Source organism: Bacteroides sedimenti, assembly GCF_040365225.1.
Taxonomy (GTDB): Bacteria; Bacteroidota; Bacteroidia; order Bacteroidales; family Bacteroidaceae; genus Bacteroides; species Bacteroides sedimenti.
The window spans coordinates 1,334,734-1,352,547 of the sequence record NZ_AP028055.1 but is presented as its reverse complement, the minus strand read 5'-3'; the positions used below and the strand labels follow the sequence as shown (position 1 = coordinate 1,352,547).

Here is a 17,814-nt window from a genome sequence, read left to right as displayed (position 1 = left end):
CCTTCACTACACCTAATAAATACTCCATTAAAAAACAGACCAGCAATAAAAAACCTTTTTTTGTCTGTTATGCTAAGAATTCTATTTGCACTAAATTCATATTCAACAGAGCACAACCTGTTAACAAACAGTCTTACCAAACCACAATTTGCAAAGCTACTGGGCAAAGAAACCAGTTGAGTGTACTTTCCAACCTATCAAGGTTGGGGCTCTTTAATGGTGCAAAAATAACAAATTGACTTGTTCGAGTCTTTTGGCGATAACCTGTTCGCCAATTGGAATAAGATACGCTTGCTGTTATAGTAGGTAATACACTTTATTGCCAGTCGAGAGAAACGGGAACGTATTTGTTTGTGATTGTTAAATGAGGCAAAAGAAAAAGCAGATCGAACAACTGAATAGTGCTATAAGGATTTAATTTTATCCCGATAATGTAATGCCGAAAAGGGATTCGCCTCAGGTAAATTCTGATTGATTTATGCAGATAATTCCAACACAAAAACATCTATCGTTTCAACGGAATTCATCAATATTCGACGAACCCTAATTAAGTATGCAACATCAACCTTTGAACAATTTTTGCAGTTATTATTAATTTAATTATCTAAAACATGAAAAAACAATTTTACTTTTTATTGTTATCTATTTGTTTGGCACTACCTGATGCCAAAGCTCAGCTACCCAATGTTCCTTATACAGATTATTCTACTAAAAAAGGAGTAATAACAGATGCGCGCGATGGGAAAACATATGCCTACAAAAAGTATGGCAGCTATGATTGGTTTATGCAAAATCTTAATTGGGACGGGTATGATGGAACAACAGAATCTACCAGAGGTAGTGTCGGTGTTTATGGGACTGTCGATCCAACCGGTGAAAAATTTGGAAGGATGTACCCGACAAATATCACTAATACAAACATGAACAAATGGTGTCCTTCCGGTTGGACTGTAGCCACTAAATCTGATTGGGAAAAATTATATACTAATATTGTCAAACTGTATGGAATTACAGATGTAGCCCTGAATGCGGATAGCACCAGTGTAGTTATCTCGTCAAATTCTGTTGAAAATATGGCTAAGTATCTTAAAACAGGTGGATTGGTTAGTGACGGAGGGCTTTGGACCTCAGGTACTATAGATCCGTTGTCTTCTCAAATCGGCATTAATATTTTGCCTGCAGGGGTTTTTAACAAAACAACTGGATATTACACAAAAGGAACCAACAGTTCAGCAACCGACACAGTGGGAAAAAAAGCGAGCTTCCTAGTGGGAAGTTATTTTCATGAATATTTTTTAAACAACAGTGAATATGCATTATATACAAACAGGAACTCTCAACATCATGCGTCAGTCAGATGCATACGAAAAAGTGAAACGACTTTCCCTGATATTGAAATTACGACACCTTACCCTGATACTGTTGTAATCAACCAAATTGTCAGCACCGAAAAAGAAATTAAGCGATTAAGGCAAGTACAAAAAAAGTTTGACCATAGTTTAACTGGATTTTACATAGAAAGCGGCAAACAAGTGGCAGTTAATGTAGAAGTTCTGAACCCCGCCAGCGACGATGCAAGTCCTAAAATTGTGATCGGCACACCTTCAAGGTCCGGCAATATTCGGAAAGAAATAACACTCAATCCCGGTCTTAACATCATTACTCCAGACATGCATACCGGAGGAATGATTTATTTCCGTTACGTCTCCAATTCCGACAATCCCCAGGGAAAAGTCAAAATCAATTTCACAAGTGAAAGCCAGCATGTAAGAGCTCCTTATTATATTAAAGGGGTTACAACTGCCGATGAGTTTTTGAGTATGTTGGGAAAATATGAGACTACAGACGTAATGTTTTCTTCCGATTATGCAGTTGTTGTTGTCTCAAGAACGGCAGCTCTTAATTACTCGATTGACACGGACAAAGAGAAATGGTTGTCGGATCTGGATAAAATTCTCTTAACCGAGGATCAAATCAGCGGACTTTCCGATGACGATCCTAATCCACTTCACCGCCGATTGGCAAAAGGCATCAGACATCTCTTCGCGGAAGCATCTTCCGGATATATGTTTGCCACTGATTATGGAACTGGATATAGTGGAGATGCTCCACTTGTGCGGCTATTAACTAATCTGACAGCAAGCAATAACTGGGGAGTTGCTCATGAATTAGGGCATCAACACCAACAGGGAGCTTACAAACCATCTGTTTTTACAGAGGTGTCTGTCAATATATATACAGAAGCTGTACAAAGAGCGTTTTCCGGAGAGAGCTATATTCGTAATTCGGAATCAGCATGGAATAAATTATTGAATCAATATTTCACACTTCCGGATGAAACAAGAGATTTCTTTTCCAATGCAATTGATACCATTGCCGGATCAGGCAACGATAGCCGTCTGCTTCTATTCGAACAATTACACATGATCTTCGGCGATGAATTCTTTCATAGATTACACCGGATTGTAAGAGAGGAAGAAATTGATGGAGGTAATGACGATGCACGCAAATTTTATTTTGTACTCAAGGCATGCCAATTAACTGGTTATGACTTAAGAAGTTATTTCAATAAATGGGGTTACAAAGTCTTACCTTATTATCAACAAGTATTAGATAAAGCAATACTTGATGGTGGATTACAAGCACCTTCTTGTGACATATCCTTAACAACGCCATATTCTAAGCCTGGCTGTGTGCCGCTGCCATTGATTGGAATAACCACATCTACGCCACCATCTGATCCTCAACCTACCGATGGAGCAGTTGCAATTAGTAAATATTGTGATTATTCGAGTAAATCGGGAAATTTTACCGATTCTCGCGACGGGAAAATCTATCCTTACAAACGCTACGGGAATTACGAGTGGTTTACAAAAAATTTGGATTGGGACGGATATGACGGAACAAATGAATCGTCCAAAGGTACCGTAGGTACTTACGGCCCTGGAGACGCTGACGGAAAGCTATATGGCCGTATGTATCCCACAAACGCAGCATCGAGTGCTTCAGGCTGGTGTCCCGACGGATGGACTGTACCCACAGAGACATTATGGAACGACTTGATTACAAGTATTAAAAGCACTTACAACCTTACTAACACAAATTTAGTATCTTGCCTGAAGTGCGGCGGAGGCAGAGACGACAATGCAGACGGACTGTGGGCCAAAGGTCCTGGTGGCATCAATATAACGAAAGCTGCAGAAGTAGGATTTAATGTATTGCCCGGCGGCGTTGTCAATAAAAGCACACTGTCATACGACAATGGAGACAACCCCGGTTTGAAAGCAAGCTTTTTGATACCCAACTCCATCTGGTTTCATAAGGTAATGAGTTATGCAGATGATTCTATTGCCTATACAAATAGGAATTCACAACACCATGCATCCATCCGTTGCGTACGTCAGTCCCCGCCTGCTTCGGTTCAAAATGTAAAAGACAACAAAAAGAGCTGGATTTATATTGATGATGCCTCAAATACGCTACGCATTGTAAGTTCCGAACCTTTTATTCATGTAAACATAATGGATGCAAGTGGTAAAACGATATATGATACAAAAATGCCGGCTGATACACAATTCGCAGTTGTCTCTGCGCAAAACTGGAATAGAGGTATTTATATTGTTAACATTCAGGGAGCACAAGGTATAGAAATGCATAAGGTAATTAAAAATTTCTAACATCTGATTCACATAATACATTGGAGAAAAATATGTAAAATTATCCAATATATTTTTGGTAATATTTGCGATTCTTTTATTAACAGCAATGCGGAGAGAGTTGGTTTACTCTTTCCGCATTTATATTAACCTACTAAAAAAGAGAGTGCTTGTTCTTCTTTAAGCACCACTTTGGTTGAGTGCTGCTCAAAAATAGTGGATTCTTTTATTTTAGAACAGCCGTTATATTTTCTTGTTTAAGAAACGCTTTGCCAAATATTTGCTTACAGATTCGTCGTACAACTTCAAGCAAGCATAAACCAACAATACATTCCATGCCATTACACCCAAAGAAATTGCCCAGGTTTCGCCAAACGTATAAAGTTTGCTTTTGATGAGCCATGCATAGAAAAGGTACATGTTTACTGATTCTCCACCATTTTAAAATAGAGGGACTTACGAAATAAAGCGGATAATGCACTATATATAACGGAAAAGAGATGTCTTCCAGGAACTTGCATATGTTTGTCGATATCTTTCGGTTGTAGAGCCCGATGCGCCCAGCCAAAACAGGGTAGGGAAAACGACGATGATGCAGAACGATTCGTAAACACCGTTCATGCAGACGGGTTTAAGAGTTCCGATAAAAGGGACCGAGAACAAAGCTACCAATATAGCCGAACAAATCCAAAATTTACTTCAAAAGGACCAATGTGAAGCATGAGGAGTAAGCGAAATTTGCTTGTAGCGTAGAAAGCATTTACTTTAAACAGACCAGTTTGAATGCGACTTTTGCGTTACTGCCAAATTTTGTTGGTGAACCCGGGAAACAATGCCGCCTCCAATAAATAAAAAAGTAAAATCTGCGGAAATGATTGAGCTCATGGCTTCTCATTTACCGCAGATTTACCTAAAACCAGTAAGTTTATTAAAACAATCAATGAGCTGTAGTTAATAGTATTAATGCAGCAGTTCCTAAAATGGCGCCGGCTACTTTTGCACCGCTATTATCACGATGTTCTCTGCAATCATGGCATTGATCGTCGTATCTGTGCATCTTGCATCTTTTCATTCTGTCTCTTCTTTCGTAATATTCGTTATCATCGTAATTATCATACCTTCTGTTGTTGTTGCTATAATAACGGTCGTCATCCCTATCTTTGTATTCCCGGCAATCTCTGTCCCTGTATTCGTGATCTCTATCGTTTTCATATCTGATAATCACTTCAGTTCTGTTACCCTTGTGTTTTCCACCCTTGTTTGAAGCCATACTAACTGAGTTCATTGATACCATAATGATGGCAACTAATGATAGAATTATCTTTTTCATAACGTTCTATATTTAATTGTTCGTACTTTGCTTTATTGTTATGCAACAAAAATAGGGTGGGAATTATTCCCTTGATAGTGATATTCCCCATTCTTTTGTAGGAATTTCCCTAATTAGACTTGTAATTCTGAATGCTGCATAAGAAATTATCATCGATTAATATAAAAAAACGCTGATGGAATTAGGTTCCGCCAGCGTTTTTTATATTCGTTTGTTGTTACGCAGATTATTCTTCTATAATATTCTTAAACTCTTTCCATCCTTCAGCAGCTTTATAGGCCGCTGCAGCCCCTATGGGAACATACACCTTGCATGCGCCGGTACTTACACCATAGAAAGTGAAATTTGTTATTTTTACAGGGTTTGTTCCTTTACATCGTATCTTTGACAAAGCCGAACAACTTTGAAATGCACCGTAATCTATTGTTGTAACACTAGCCGGGATGGTAAGTTCTTTTAAACTGGTACAACCAAAAAAGGCATTGGTGCCGATTGAGATCACCTTGTCTGGTATTACCATGGACCCTAATTTGCTGCAATCTGAAAAAGATTTGAGCCCTATTGCGGTGATGTTTTCGGGAAGTGTTACTGCGATGAGTTTGTCTTTTTCATATAACATCTCTTCCGGGATTTCATTATTCGGGATTTCTATTTTATCATCATATATGGAACTTATAAATGTTCCTCCTTTTACAATATCTACATCTGCAAGATTTAATACAGTGAGTTTTGCCATGGAACGGATTGTGGTTATATCACTGCCATTTATTTCGCCTTTTAGTGTAAGACTTGTAATAATATCTTTCTTGTCACCTAGTTGAGTGCTAAGTTTTCCCGCATTCACTTTTATCGTGTCTGCTTTGTAACCTTGAGCCATAATACGAGGGCAAAGCAGCACGTATATTATTGTAGCCAGATATATGATCTGCGTTTTCATTATATCTGAATTTATTTATCTATTTCTTTCAGTATGTATTTTCTCTTTTTACTGTTCTTTCTTTATTTAAAACAAGAGACAATGAAATAGGTTTGTTTAGGATGTAGATATTAATTAAAATTAAATCAATTGTTTATGCTGACTATATTAAATTTATTGGTAAGTGATTCCATTGAGAATTTTGAGTAAATGAAACAATTTCTCCGCACTAATCTATTTGTTTTGTCTTCTCGGAGTTTAAACACTCAAAGAATGTGAATAAATGAAAAAATAGATGGCGATATAAGCCGCTATTTAGATTAATATATGTTAAATATTGTAATTCTAAAGGTCACAATCGATTGCTTTTTTCCCTAATTTTACTTCATCATTCAATCTGGGTAAAGACTCTATTGATGATAAAAAAACAGATCTGAAGTTGCCAAATTTGTTATTGATTTGCATTAAAGTTATTCAAAGTGAAAATGAATATAAATTTAATTTTAGGTAATTACTGTATACCAAAGAGGAGGTATAAAGAGATGGACTGTTCCTCATTATTTTAAAACATTTAAACGATTAAGATTATGTCTAAAACTTATTCTGAACAAATTACCAAAGTTCAATTATTGACGACCGGATTGAAAAAGAACATAGAATTAGTAAAGAACAAAGGTCTCGACGAACATTTTATAAGTAAACTGGAAGCTGAAATTGTTTTAGCGGCAGGTTATAATAAAGAAACAGAACAGCTTCGTATTGATCTTAGAAAAAAGACCATTCAGGCAAATCAGAAACTGGCTGAAGTGAAGCAAATGGTAAAAGAGGCAAAAAAAGTTATAAAAGGCGACTTCGCTCAAACTCAATGGAAAGAGTTTGGAATAATCGACAAACGCTAATAAGCTGGAATTTCAAAATGATTGATCCTTTAATAAGCTTTGTTTTATTACGTATATCATTAATAAATTATGGAAAAAGAAATTATACCTCTGGAAGAGTTAACGCCAGAAATTGTTGTGAAATTATCGGAAGAAGATGTATCTAATCTGCTGAATAAAGTGATCAGTGATTTGCCTAAAGAAAGACGTGCGCCCTATGTGGCAATCATCAGTTCTTTTTTTGAATTCAGATCCATTAGTCCCAGAAATCGTAACCTTAAAGGTGATCTGTCTATATACGGATTTAAATTTTTCCCTATTCCCTATAACAATAAACTGATAATGGGGATTAAACGTAAAACCGCAACTCGCAATTAAAGGAATACATCACTTAATCTTATGTAGTTTATTTGTCTGACATTCTTTTCCTTGCACTAGTCATGGTGGTACAAGGAAAAGAGTGTCGGACATTGGTTTAATGTAAGGGAATCCTGAATTTTATTTTCTGAAATTACTGAACAGTTTAATAATATTGTGAATTTTTCTGAGGCTCACATATTATTGTAGTGGAATGGAATACCCCAATGATAGCAATAGATTCCCCATATGATTTTCTCCGTCTTTCGCATATTTTTGAATATTTGTCAGACCATAGGCTCCACGAATATCAAAGACAATCATACCAGGACCCGCTTTTTGCGTTAAGCCAATGCCACCGGTTATGCCCATATTTAAAGTCTTGATGCTCTTTTTTATATTCTCATCGCTGTTAAAAGGTAATGCTCCTTCTGAAAGAGGTTGCTTACCTTCAGGGTCGGCATACACAATGCTTGAGCCGCTTGTTTTTTGTCTGGCACTTAGTTTAATGCCAACATAGGGCCCTAAATCCACATAAAACCAAGAAGATTTGCTTAATGAGATGGAATATTTTCCCATGACGGGTAATTCCAGATAATTAAGAATTGATTCGTTCTTAAAATTTGCATAAAAATAGGTTCCTGCAGGCGCTTCAGGGTTAAATGCTTGTCCGTCTATGCCCTGCATTCCGTTTCGTTGTCCTCCTTCACTTGAATATAATAAATCAGCCCGCCAGGCAAAGTGCTGACCGGTATTCCAGGAGAAAGTTACACCATAAGCAAAGCCTTCGCGCGAAGTCCAGTTCTCACTTAGAGGATTGCCTCCTCCTCCGGTTAGCCTTGGCATATTAAGCCCGGCGAAGGCACCGACTGTAAATTTATGATTATTGTTGTTTGACAATGACTGAGCTATAGCCCAATTCATAGAACACAATAAAATTAACAATGTTACAATGATTTTTTTCATAGTGTCTTTTTTATTATTTATATAGAATTTATATAGAAAGAAGAGATGGAATTGTCCAGTGCTTTGTCTTTCTTGAATAACAAGCTTTTGTTATCCTGCTTTATATTTTATCCGGTGGAAATTGAATACGTCGACTACTTTATTCTTTATTTTAATGGTCTGTTTAATTGAATCGGGTGTTATTTGTTCAAACTTCATTTGAAATGAAGCAGCTGACGGATTACACAAATCTTTCACCGGAACAGCTTCGTATGTAGTAGATGAAGTGAACCACCAAGCGTATACATAAGTTTCCGAATCGTGTACAATCTCAGTCCAGATGCATTTGTCAATGTTCTTTTCGTATACAATGTATGAATGAGATTCAGAAAGTAATTTGCCTTTGTAGATTATTCGGCCTGTTGCTTCGATATAGTTTTCATCGGCAATGCATTTCCAATAGTAATTGGTATCCTTTCCCATTTTGCATTTCCACAGACCGGTGATTCGTTCCTTGAAGAGTTTGAATTGGTTAAGCTCACCCTTGCTGGAATCTGTTGCCATAATTACTTTGGCAGATGATTTACCATTTTGGGATGGTTTGTTGGCTGTTGTAAAGTCAACGATGCATGCTGTGAGCAATACCAAAACGAGTAACAGCTTTTTCATAATGGTTTAATTTTGAATGATGTTATATTGAATCAATAATATTAACACCTTGCAATCTGAAAAAGTTGTATCAATAAGAATAAGAGATGTTATTAGTGTGATTTATTGTTTTATGTAAGCTTTAAAAGCCTCCAGTTTGTCGTTCATTATCAGTGTTTCGGGGAATTCTGTTTCGGCCAGCAACGGATAAATTAAGTCGTATTTGGCAATGGCAAATGAGATGTGTGCATCACTTCCAAGAATAACCGGTTGATGGTATTTCTTGCACAAGCAAAGTATTTCTCTGAAATTATCTGGTGCAGTTTCTTTCTCGCGATAAGGGTCAAGTGAGCTGTTGTTGATTTCAAGCAGTGTATGGTGCTCCTTTGCTGCCAGGACGATAGGCTCATAGTCTAGTACGGCTGTTCCGTCACCGGGGTGAGTGATAATCTTGATATACGGATTTCTGATAGCCCCAATAACAGCCGAAGTATTCTGCTCCACTGTTCCAGGAGTATAACACAAAGAGTGAAGTCCGGCAATGCAGATATCCATTCGTTTCAGATACTCTTCTCCTAAGTCAACATTTCCTTTGTAGTCGATGATATTGAGTTCCGAACCCAGTAGCAGTTCCACTCCGTACATTTTGCGGGGAATAGTCCAGAGATTCCGGAAATAAATGGGGTCGATGGTTCCCGGAATGCCAGGCCCATGTTCTGTAATGCCCAGTAATTGAAGACCTTTATCTGTTGCAGCCTGTGCCATTTCTTGAAGAGTGCTGAAGGCGTGCCCGCTGGCTACGGTGTGTGTATGTATATCTAAAACTATATTCATGATGTTTTGCAATAATCGAATGCAAAATTAAGCAAATCAATGGAATTATTATTATACTTTTGTGCTCAATACTCAAGTAAACATTACGCATCTATGATATTCTATTTTTCGGGAACAGGAAACTCAAAGTGGATAGCCGGACAGGTGACGGCTTACCAGAACGAAAGAATGATTTCCATTGCAGAGGAGATGAACAACCCAAACAATACTTTTCAATATACCTTGGGCGAGAATGAAAAAGCAGGTTTTATCTTTCCCATCTATTCATGGTCTCCACCGGCCATTGTGATGGAGTTTATCCGTAAGCTTGTTTTCACGAACTACAACGGGCACTATTGCTTTTTTGTCTGTTCCTGTGGCGATGACGTCGGCCTTACCCAAAAGATTATGAATGAGATTGTCAGCAAGAAAGAGTGGAAGTGGAATGCCGGATTCTCGGTAATCATGCCCAATAACTATGTCTCTTTGCCTGGTTTTGACACAGACCCGAAAGAGCTGGAACAGAAGAAACTGATTGAATCAGTGGCAAAGGTGAAGAGGGTTAACGAAATTCTTGCCAAGCGCACAGATAATATTTTTGAATGCAACAAGGGAGGTTTTGCTTTTCTGAAGAGCCGAATCATCAATCCGTTGTTCAACAAGTATCAGGTTACCGCCAAGCCATTTCGTGCAACAGATGATTGCATTGCCTGCGGCTTGTGTGAAAAGCATTGTCCCATGCATAATGTAAAGGTGGAAAACAAACCGGTATGGGGCGATAACTGTACATCGTGTCTGGCCTGTTACCATATTTGCCCTCGCCATGCCGTTCATTACGGAAAGGCCACGAAAAAGAAACATCAGTATTTGCATCCGGAATACAAACTCTGATAAACGGTTTTATCTTTTACAAGATGATGGCAGAAGATTGCTTTGAGTGAACCAAAAGACGAGGCATACACAACAGAAGATAACCTGGAAGAGGTGCGTGTTGATTTGAATCGAATCAAAAAGAGTGGGGCATGCTTCGGAATAGTTGGCGAAGAAGAACTGGCGGGTTTTTTGAACCAAATATAAAGGCAAGGCCAAACAGGATAAATTAAGCAGGAGGGAGCTCTGTGCAAATTCTCTTGTTGAAAACCGGTACAGCCTCTAAACATATGCATCGGGCAGATTGTTTTTCTTTTATTGGATATTTAGTTACTTACTTTCAAGTTATTAACCCTCTAATAGAAGAAGAATATGAGAAACGACAGTTCGGTTGCAACGCTGCTCTTTATTTTGGTAATGGGACTTGGCGTGGCTTTAGCATTTGCTGTGGACAGTGAACTGAAAACGGGAGTCAGCCAGATGACGTTGATGGTGTTTTTTGTGATTGCAACGCTGATTGCATGGTCTACCAAAGTGGCCAGCCAATGGAATAGAGCCATAGTACTCAGGCTGGGGCGGTTTCAAGCGATGCGCGGTCCGGGCATCTTTTTTATCATCCCCATTATCGACAGTATTCCATACTGGATTGACATTCGCGTTATAACCACGGCGTTCAAGGCAGAAAAGACACTTTCGAAAGATACTGTTCCGGTAGATGTGGATGCGGTGCTTTTCTGGAAAGTGATCGACCCCAAAAAGGCGGCGCTTGATGTGGCCGAATATTACAGCGCCATCAATTGGGCGGCACAGACTGCTTTGCGCGATGTGATTGGTAAAACAATGCTGGCCGACATGCTAGAAGGAAGAGAAAAAATAAGTTCACTGCTCCAGACAATCATTGACGAACGAACTGAACCGTGGGGAATCAATGTGATTTCCGTTGAGGTGAAGGATGTACTGATTCCTCAGGGATTGGAAGCTGCTATGTCTATGCAGGCTCAGGCAGAAAGAGAACGGCAGGCGAGAGTGATATTGGGAGATTCGGAACGCCAGATAGCTGATAAGTTTAACCAAGCGGCAAAGATGTACGAGGATAATCCCACAGCTTTCCATCTACGTGCCATGAATATGCTTTATGAAGGGCTCAAGACAAATTCCACTATCGTGGTTGTTCCAAGCACAGCTGTTGAAACCATGGGACTGGGCGGAATAAATGGAACAGTAGGAATGGTAAAGGCTATCCAAAAAGAAAAGGGCAAAAAGGATGAAGCATACAGAACCCGTTTCAGAAACGATGCAAGTGAAGATTAAACGGAAGCTTTACCCGGGTGAGGTAAAACGAATTCTGAAAGGATGTTTTCAAAATCAAGATTGAATTCAATAACGCACTACTTCTCAAACTATCGCTGACAGGGAATACCGGAAGAAAAACCACGGCTATTTCCTGTCGCGCTTCCGGACCATCGGTACAAACTGCACTCCAAGAGTCGGGGTGATTCTCACTTCGTTATCAGGTTGTTTGATGACGAGATAGAGCGTCTGTATATAATCGCCCACAGGAATCACCATTTTTCCGCCCACAGCTAGTTGCCGAATTAGTTCTTCGGGAAATTCAGACGGAGCGGCGGTAACAATTATGGCATCATAAGGAGCTGCTTCCGCATGTCCTTGATAGCCGTCTCCATGGATGAAATGGATGTTTTTATAATGTTTCATGTAGGGATGCTTCCTTGCTGTTTCATAAAGCTCTTCCACAATCTCCATCGTATACACTTCGCCTACAAGTTCTGCCAGTATGGCTGTTTGATATCCTGTTCCGGTTCCTATTTCTAGTACCCTGTCACTTTTCCGAAGTTTCAGCAATTCGGTCATCTTGGCTACTATGTAGGGTTGGGAGATGGTTTGCCCGCAAATGGAAGGAAGCGCCTGGTCGCTATAGGCGTATGGCCAGTATTCGGGAAGCACAAAGAGGTGACGGGGTATCTTTTCGAGGACCGACAAGAGTGCCTTGTCTCTTATTCCTCTGAACTCAATTTGTTCCTTAATCATGAGATGACGCTCCAGCGCGTATTCCTTTTCCTTTGTTTCGTCTGACATGATGATAATCTCCCTTTTTTAATTGAACACTGTTTTGTTACCCCGCTGTCCGCACGAACTTCGCCTCCAACCTGTATCTGCTTTTCATTGAATTTGTTCTGTTACCCTGGGAGGCGGCTGGACGAATATAACATCTGTGGAAATCAGAATGTTAATGTTCGTATCTGTTCCCGGCCTGATGACGAAACAATGAGATTCATTTCATCAAAATAAAACAAAGGATTATAGCTGATTGTTTCTTCAATCAGGTAAGATTATTATAGGCTGATTATCCTCTCAACCAATTGAAAGACTGTTGTGACTGATTCTGCCCTGGCAGGAGATATCTCAGATTTTCTTTTGAAGATGCTTCGCGCCCTTTCAATGGCCAATTCCTGCCTGCTACGTCGGGTAGCCGGGTCTTTTGCCTGGAGTATCTCAAACAGGTGAGTATTTACAATTTTACACCCTTTACCGGCATATTTTCCACCAATATTATTTATATGACTGTTGATGACTTCATTGTACTCATTGCGGTGAAGCGGTGCTCCATCGTGATTGATAAAGTGGAGGATAAGCCAGTATTCAAAGGCCTGGTTTGAATAGGCACAATAAAAATCATTCTCTTCTGCAAGCTTCAAGGCTTTGTTGAAGCTCTCATTGCTAAAGTCGTCTTTATCAAAGACACACCACACCTCATCGGGCCTATCACCTTCACTTTTATGTGAATAGATTTCAATGGCTTTGTTAACCAATGAAACTGTGTTATATCCCAGTCCTACAGTCTCAATAAAGACGTTGGGTAATCGGAACTGATTAAAATATGAGGTCTCGGTGTTCTTTCCCTCGCAAACTATCAGAAATCTTTTCAGTGGAGCACGTTCAGGAGCTTTTCTGGTTAAATCGGGAGATTCCGCCCTTCTTTTCATTCTGGATGGCGTATGAGGCTCTTCCGTATGGTCAAGCCTGATATGTTTCACTCCATTTTCGTCAATCTCCATTCTCATTTTCATCAGTTTTAGTCGTGAATGATTCCGGCATATTCTTTAAATAGGGTACAGCTCCGAACCTTCCTTCCAAGTATTTCTTCTGAATATTGACTCCCGGTCTAAGCATGAAATCGGCAGCCGAGAAGAGTGAGGCTTCTCCGTATCTGTTTTTGGAGACAAAGTAAATCTGGTCTTTTCTGAAAAGGTCACCGGAAAGCAAATTTGTGTTCTGTGTATTGAAAATTAGCTGAGCATTATGCGGATTAGTCTCCTGGGAATGGAAGAGTTTGAGTAATGCAACAATCAAGTCATGGTGCAACCCTGAGTCGAGTTCATCAATCATAAGAATTTTCCCCCTGTCCAGTGTATCCAGTATCGGTGCTGTGAGTGACAGGAAATGAATGGTGCCGTTCGATTCGTCCTCCAGCTGGAAGAAGGTTTCATCCACACGCAATTTATTCTCATCGTAAACGGTGTGCAAAGTCTGAATTTTATTATTGTTGATTGGGTGTCGCACAAAATCATTGATATTGAAATCGGCATTTTTCATCAGACGGACAATCTTCTGCTTCATCGATGTGGAAAGCTTCTCGAGTGTATAGTTTTCTATTCCTCCTCTGGCAGCCGATAGCATGTTGACATGGTGAAACCATTTCACAATTTTCTGCGAAAGTTCGTCATTGAACTGAGCCAGTACGGTGAGCAGCAGACTGTCTTCGCGAATCATATCTTCCTCTACCAAGCTTCGGATGCGCTTCAGTTCGGCGATGTCGTAATCAATTTCTTTTCCTTCGCGGTAGAATAGCTCCATCTCTTTGTCATCCCCCTTTTTGTAGAGCCATTCGGCCACGATCTTTTTTCTGGAGAGTTCAAAGCCATATCTGTATTGTGTCTGGTCGAGGATAAATACCACCTCGAAGGAACTGGGACTCTCCACCGATTCTGTGTTCAGCCGGAACGTATCAATATGAAAGCCTCTGTCAAGAGCATTATTTGACGACCTTTCGACCATCAGACGCATAAACTGGAAAGCATCCAGCAATTTGGTCTTGCCGCTGGCATTTGGGCCATAAACTACAATGGTTTTTAATAGATTGCATTTATCGGAAGTAATGACATTCTCTTCATTCCCTTTTATATGCCTGGATGCAACCAGACTTAATCTGGTTTCGTCCTTAAAGCACTTGAAGTTTTCAAATTGAAACTGAACTAACATAATTTTATAGGTATTAGTTCTACAAATATAATAATTATAGGGTATATCAGATATTTCTTATCTGATATTTTCAATTAAAAAAGTGACTATTAGGTTATCGAGGTACACCTTCCGGCAAATAACTGTTATCGATATATTTTCTTAGGCCTATGATTTTTATTTATAGGCGTAAGAAATAAAATCTTAGGCGTAAGAAATAAAATCCTAGGCGTAGAAATATGGCCTTTACCGGGTTAGGTTTACACTCATCTCGGTTATTATGTGTTTTTTCAGAATCAAGCATCTAATTCCTGCGACTATAGCCGGTACTGATTTGCAATATTTTTCTTATTCCTATGTCGGTTTGGCATTAAATGTGCCGGTAGTCATCTCCAATCGACTGCCGCGAAGCTTCGTTTGATGGTTTTTTTGTATTTTACATCCGGATATCCCATCAGCAGAAATATGCCTCCCTGACTTTTATACCTGATGCCATATTTCTCCCTGAATCTCTTCGCTGCTTTTCCATTCTGGATAAAGGGATGAATAGCTCCGATGAAGCAGGTGCTTAATCCGAGCGATTCAGCAGACAACATGGCATAAGTGGCGGCAATCAGCGGGTCGGCCGGATCGATGTAGGGAGAACCGTAAAAGTAGAGGCCGACCGGTGCGTCGTAGTTTACGATGTTGATATCTCTCTTCATGAATCCAGTGAATGCTTTAACACACGGACGGACAAACGATTTAAGGAAACTGGTGTATTCCTTTCCGTAGAAGGGACGCATCAATGCGAGGAACCATTTCGATACAAACCATTTGAATCCTTCAAGGTATTCACAGAAATCTTTGGCAAATGCAGACACTTTCTCTCTGTTGTCGAAGATAAGCAGGTGCACATCCGAGGGCGGCAAACCCATTGGGGCGGTCTGGGCGGCTTCAACCACTTTGTTTATCAGCTCCTTTTCCACCGGAATGTCCTTGAACTCGCGTATGCTGCGCCGCCTGTACAGTAAGTTGAGCAGTTCCTCGTAAGAGGCGGCTTCTTCGCTGGAAGGAACATCAAGCATGTGCTCTTCAGAGGTACATCTCCCTTCAACCGTGATGGCCTCTTGCGGGCAAATCATCATGCAATGACCGCATGCTAGGCATCCGAAGAGGGGAGTCGCCGCTATTTTTGCTTTCTTGTTTTCAAGTGATATACTACAGTCTTTGCACACCGTGATGCAGAGCCCGCATCCGTTGCAGCGGATTTCGTCTATCTTTATCCGGCCACACTCATTGGTTCTTGAAGTTGGAACTGGCATAATATATGGCGTTAAGTTGTCAAATCCCTAATTTATCGTTAATACAACAGCCCGGCTAAAAACAAACTTCGGTGTCTCAGCGATTTGAAACCCCAGTTCTGTTGTTTTATCCTTCATTTTTTCAAATGAGTTTTTAGATACGTGGAACTTTGGTTCAATGATGTAGATTTTTCCGTTCGGCTTTAAAATGGATTTTAGCTCCCTAAACAGACTTTCCTGGTTTGAGACTTCATGGACCATATAAAACGCAATAACGAAATCTACTTTTTCGGAGATGCCTATCTTATCCTCTGCACATTTATGGAGCTCAATTCTGGCTTCCAACTCTGTTCCCAAAATCTTCCTTTTTACAATATCAAGCATTCCTTCCTGTAAATCTGCAGCAATCACTTTCCCCGTATGAGTAAGCATTTTAGCCATTTCAATAGAAAAGAAACCAGGTCCGCATCCTACGTCCAGAATTGTCATTCCGTCCTGAATGTATGGCTCCAACAACTTTTTCGGGTTTTGTATCAACCTCCTTAGTCTGTTGTCCAGTAATCCGGCCATCTGAACCGGGCAGACCATTTGTCTTTTCTTTTTTGTTTCCATAAAGTCTCATTTTTACCCATTTTCCCTGATAATATCATTAACCTTCTTGCCCGGCTGAATGTTCAGTCAAATAGCGGCATTTCCTGCTATAAACATGGAGAAACTTATTTAAAATCAAAAGACAATTGGCGGTATTTCCGGAAAGGAGTCTCTTCCCAAGGGTTAGAAACGCTCAAGCCGAGTAGGCGAATGGGATGATTGGTCAGGTCGACATCACTAAGCAACTCTTTTGCAAGAGGAAGAATCTCCTGTAGGGTAATGAGCGGATAGTCCTTGCTGATGCTTCGGGATTTCTGGGTGAAATCGTTGAACTTTATCTTCAGCGTCAGCGTATAACCTTTGAACCCTGATTTTTCCAATCGGCGGATAAGCTCCTTGGCAACGTGATACAGTTCGATAACGATGGAGCTTTTAATAATCAAGTCGTGTTCGAAGGTACTTTCGCACCCCACTGATTTCCGTTCCCTCTCCGGTTCAACGGGACGAAGGTCGATTCCACGTGCAAAATTATAGTAAAGTTGGCCGGCCTTTCCGAATTCCAAAGTGAGGAACTCCAGAGTACTCATGCGCAACTGAGCTCCGTTGTTGATTCCTAGCGCATGCATCTTTTTTGCCGTAACCTTTCCCACTCCCCAGAAAGATTCAATGGGAAGACCATCAATGAACTTTTGCGCCTCGCTGGGATGAATGGTGCATAGTCCGTCGGGTTTGCGGTAATCAGAGGCAACCTTTGCCAGGAACTTATTATACGAAACTCCCGCCGAAGCGATTAATCCCAGTTCCTCCCGAATTCGCTTCTTGATCTCCTTTGCAATATCTACCGCCAGTTCTATTCCTTTCTTGTTCTCCGTCACGTCAAGAAAAGCTTCATCGAGTGATAACGGCTCAATTAAATCTGTATATTCTTCGAAGATGGAATGAATTTGTGCCGAGATTGATTTATAAACGTTCATCCGGAGCGGAGCGAAGATCAGCTCGGGGCACAATCGCTTGGCTTTGACCGATGACATGGCAGAACGAACTCCAAACTGCCTTGCCTCGTAGCTGGCAGCCGAAACAACGCCGCGCTCCACATCGTGCCCGACAACCAAGGGCTTGCCGCGCCATTCAGGATGGTCTCGTTGCTCCACCGATGCATAAAACGCATCCATGTCAATATGGATAATTTTTCGTTCCTTCATTGTTATTCCCAGAACAAAGATAATGGATAATCGGTATATTATTTATCTTTGTTACCGATAAAAAC

At 40.2% G+C, this 17,814-nt stretch carries 17 protein-coding genes and 1 pseudogene; 6 read left to right on the top strand and 12 right to left on the bottom strand.

The genetic code is table 11. The annotated features are described in order from the left end of the window. The first annotated feature begins 611 nt into the window (after positions 1–611). The gene (locus ABWU87_RS05425) at positions 612–3,677 is read left to right on the top strand and encodes a M60 family metallopeptidase (protein WP_353333976.1); all 3,066 of its coding nucleotides are present in this window, start codon (positions 612–614) and stop codon (positions 3,675–3,677) included. 222 nt (positions 3,678–3,899) lie between these two features. Here ABWU87_RS05425 and ABWU87_RS05420 read toward each other — a convergent pair. The 3 genes and pseudogenes from ABWU87_RS05420 to ABWU87_RS05410 form a co-directional block, all read right to left on the bottom strand. Continuing rightward, positions 3,900–4,349 (bottom strand): annotated as a pseudogene (locus tag ABWU87_RS05420) (hypothetical protein); the annotation flags it as partial. Between the two features lie 244 nt (positions 4,350–4,593). Further along, a complete protein-coding gene (locus ABWU87_RS05415) occupies positions 4,594–4,986 on the bottom strand; it encodes a hypothetical protein (protein WP_353333975.1) in 393 nt (130 codons plus the stop codon). Positions 4,987–5,212: 226 nt separating this feature from the next. Continuing rightward, positions 5,213–5,923: a leucine-rich repeat domain-containing protein gene (locus ABWU87_RS05410; RefSeq protein WP_353333974.1), complete on the bottom strand. Its 711-nt coding sequence runs from the start codon at positions 5,921–5,923 to the stop codon at positions 5,213–5,215. 566 nt (positions 5,924–6,489) lie between these two features. Between ABWU87_RS05410 and ABWU87_RS05405 the strand changes: the two genes are divergently transcribed. Further along, positions 6,490–6,801: a hypothetical protein gene (locus ABWU87_RS05405; RefSeq protein ID WP_353333973.1), complete on the top strand. Its 312-nt coding sequence runs from the start codon at positions 6,490–6,492 to the stop codon at positions 6,799–6,801. A 69-nt stretch (positions 6,802–6,870) separates the two neighbouring features. Next, on the top strand, positions 6,871–7,158 hold the full coding sequence (locus ABWU87_RS05400) for a hypothetical protein (RefSeq protein ID WP_353333972.1): 288 nt from the start codon (positions 6,871–6,873) through the stop codon (positions 7,156–7,158). Between the two features lie 180 nt (positions 7,159–7,338). Here the strand turns inward: ABWU87_RS05400 and ABWU87_RS05395 are convergent, their stop codons facing one another. From ABWU87_RS05395 to ABWU87_RS05385, 3 genes are all read right to left on the bottom strand, one after another. Beyond that, a complete protein-coding gene (locus ABWU87_RS05395) occupies positions 7,339–8,103 on the bottom strand; it encodes a porin family protein (protein WP_353333971.1) in 765 nt (254 codons plus the stop codon). A gap of 90 nt (positions 8,104–8,193) precedes the next feature. Then, positions 8,194–8,751: a hypothetical protein gene (locus tag ABWU87_RS05390; protein ID WP_353333970.1), complete on the bottom strand. Its 558-nt coding sequence runs from the start codon at positions 8,749–8,751 to the stop codon at positions 8,194–8,196. 102 nt (positions 8,752–8,853) lie between these two features. Then, on the bottom strand, positions 8,854–9,564 hold the full coding sequence (locus ABWU87_RS05385; RefSeq protein WP_353333969.1) for a phosphatase: 711 nt from the start codon (positions 9,562–9,564) through the stop codon (positions 8,854–8,856). Positions 9,565–9,657: 93 nt separating this feature from the next. Between ABWU87_RS05385 and ABWU87_RS05380 the strand changes: the two genes are divergently transcribed. The 3 genes from ABWU87_RS05380 (at position 9,658) to ABWU87_RS05370 (ending at position 11,724) form a co-directional block, all read left to right on the top strand. Next, positions 9,658–10,434, top strand: coding sequence for an EFR1 family ferrodoxin (locus tag ABWU87_RS05380; RefSeq protein ID WP_353333967.1), 777 nt, complete (start codon positions 9,658–9,660; stop codon positions 10,432–10,434). Between the two features lie 42 nt (positions 10,435–10,476). Beyond that, positions 10,477–10,620, top strand: a complete 144-nt coding sequence (locus tag ABWU87_RS05375) for a hypothetical protein (protein ID WP_353333965.1) — start codon at positions 10,477–10,479, stop codon at positions 10,618–10,620. A 165-nt stretch (positions 10,621–10,785) separates the two neighbouring features. Then, the gene (locus ABWU87_RS05370) at positions 10,786–11,724 is read left to right on the top strand and encodes a slipin family protein (protein ID WP_353333963.1); all 939 of its coding nucleotides are present in this window, start codon (positions 10,786–10,788) and stop codon (positions 11,722–11,724) included. A gap of 126 nt (positions 11,725–11,850) precedes the next feature. On the opposite strand, the gene ABWU87_RS05365 is transcribed toward ABWU87_RS05370, so the two are convergent. From ABWU87_RS05365 to dinB, 6 genes are all read right to left on the bottom strand, one after another. Further along, positions 11,851–12,510 carry a protein-L-isoaspartate(D-aspartate) O-methyltransferase gene (locus ABWU87_RS05365; RefSeq protein WP_353333961.1) on the bottom strand — a complete coding sequence of 220 codons (660 nt, stop codon included), beginning with the start codon at positions 12,508–12,510 and terminating at the stop codon, positions 11,851–11,853. Between the two features lie 257 nt (positions 12,511–12,767). Further along, on the bottom strand, positions 12,768–13,496 hold the full coding sequence (locus ABWU87_RS05360; RefSeq protein WP_353333959.1) for an RloB family protein: 729 nt from the start codon (positions 13,494–13,496) through the stop codon (positions 12,768–12,770). Next, positions 13,480–14,694 carry an AAA family ATPase gene (locus tag ABWU87_RS05355; protein ID WP_353333957.1) on the bottom strand — a complete coding sequence of 405 codons (1,215 nt, stop codon included), beginning with the start codon at positions 14,692–14,694 and terminating at the stop codon, positions 13,480–13,482. The genes ABWU87_RS05360 and ABWU87_RS05355 overlap by 17 nt, the downstream gene beginning before the upstream one ends. 365 nt (positions 14,695–15,059) lie before the next feature. Then, positions 15,060–15,977, bottom strand: coding sequence for a nitroreductase family protein (locus ABWU87_RS05350; RefSeq protein ID WP_353333955.1), 918 nt, complete (start codon positions 15,975–15,977; stop codon positions 15,060–15,062). A gap of 27 nt (positions 15,978–16,004) precedes the next feature. Further along, complete coding sequence (locus ABWU87_RS05345; RefSeq protein WP_353333953.1) at positions 16,005–16,568, bottom strand: class I SAM-dependent methyltransferase; 564 nt, start codon at positions 16,566–16,568, stop codon at positions 16,005–16,007. 104 nt (positions 16,569–16,672) lie between these two features. Then, positions 16,673–17,749, bottom strand: coding sequence for a DNA polymerase IV (gene dinB / locus ABWU87_RS05340; RefSeq protein ID WP_353333951.1), 1,077 nt, complete (start codon positions 17,747–17,749; stop codon positions 16,673–16,675). Positions 17,750–17,814 lie beyond the last annotated feature (65 nt).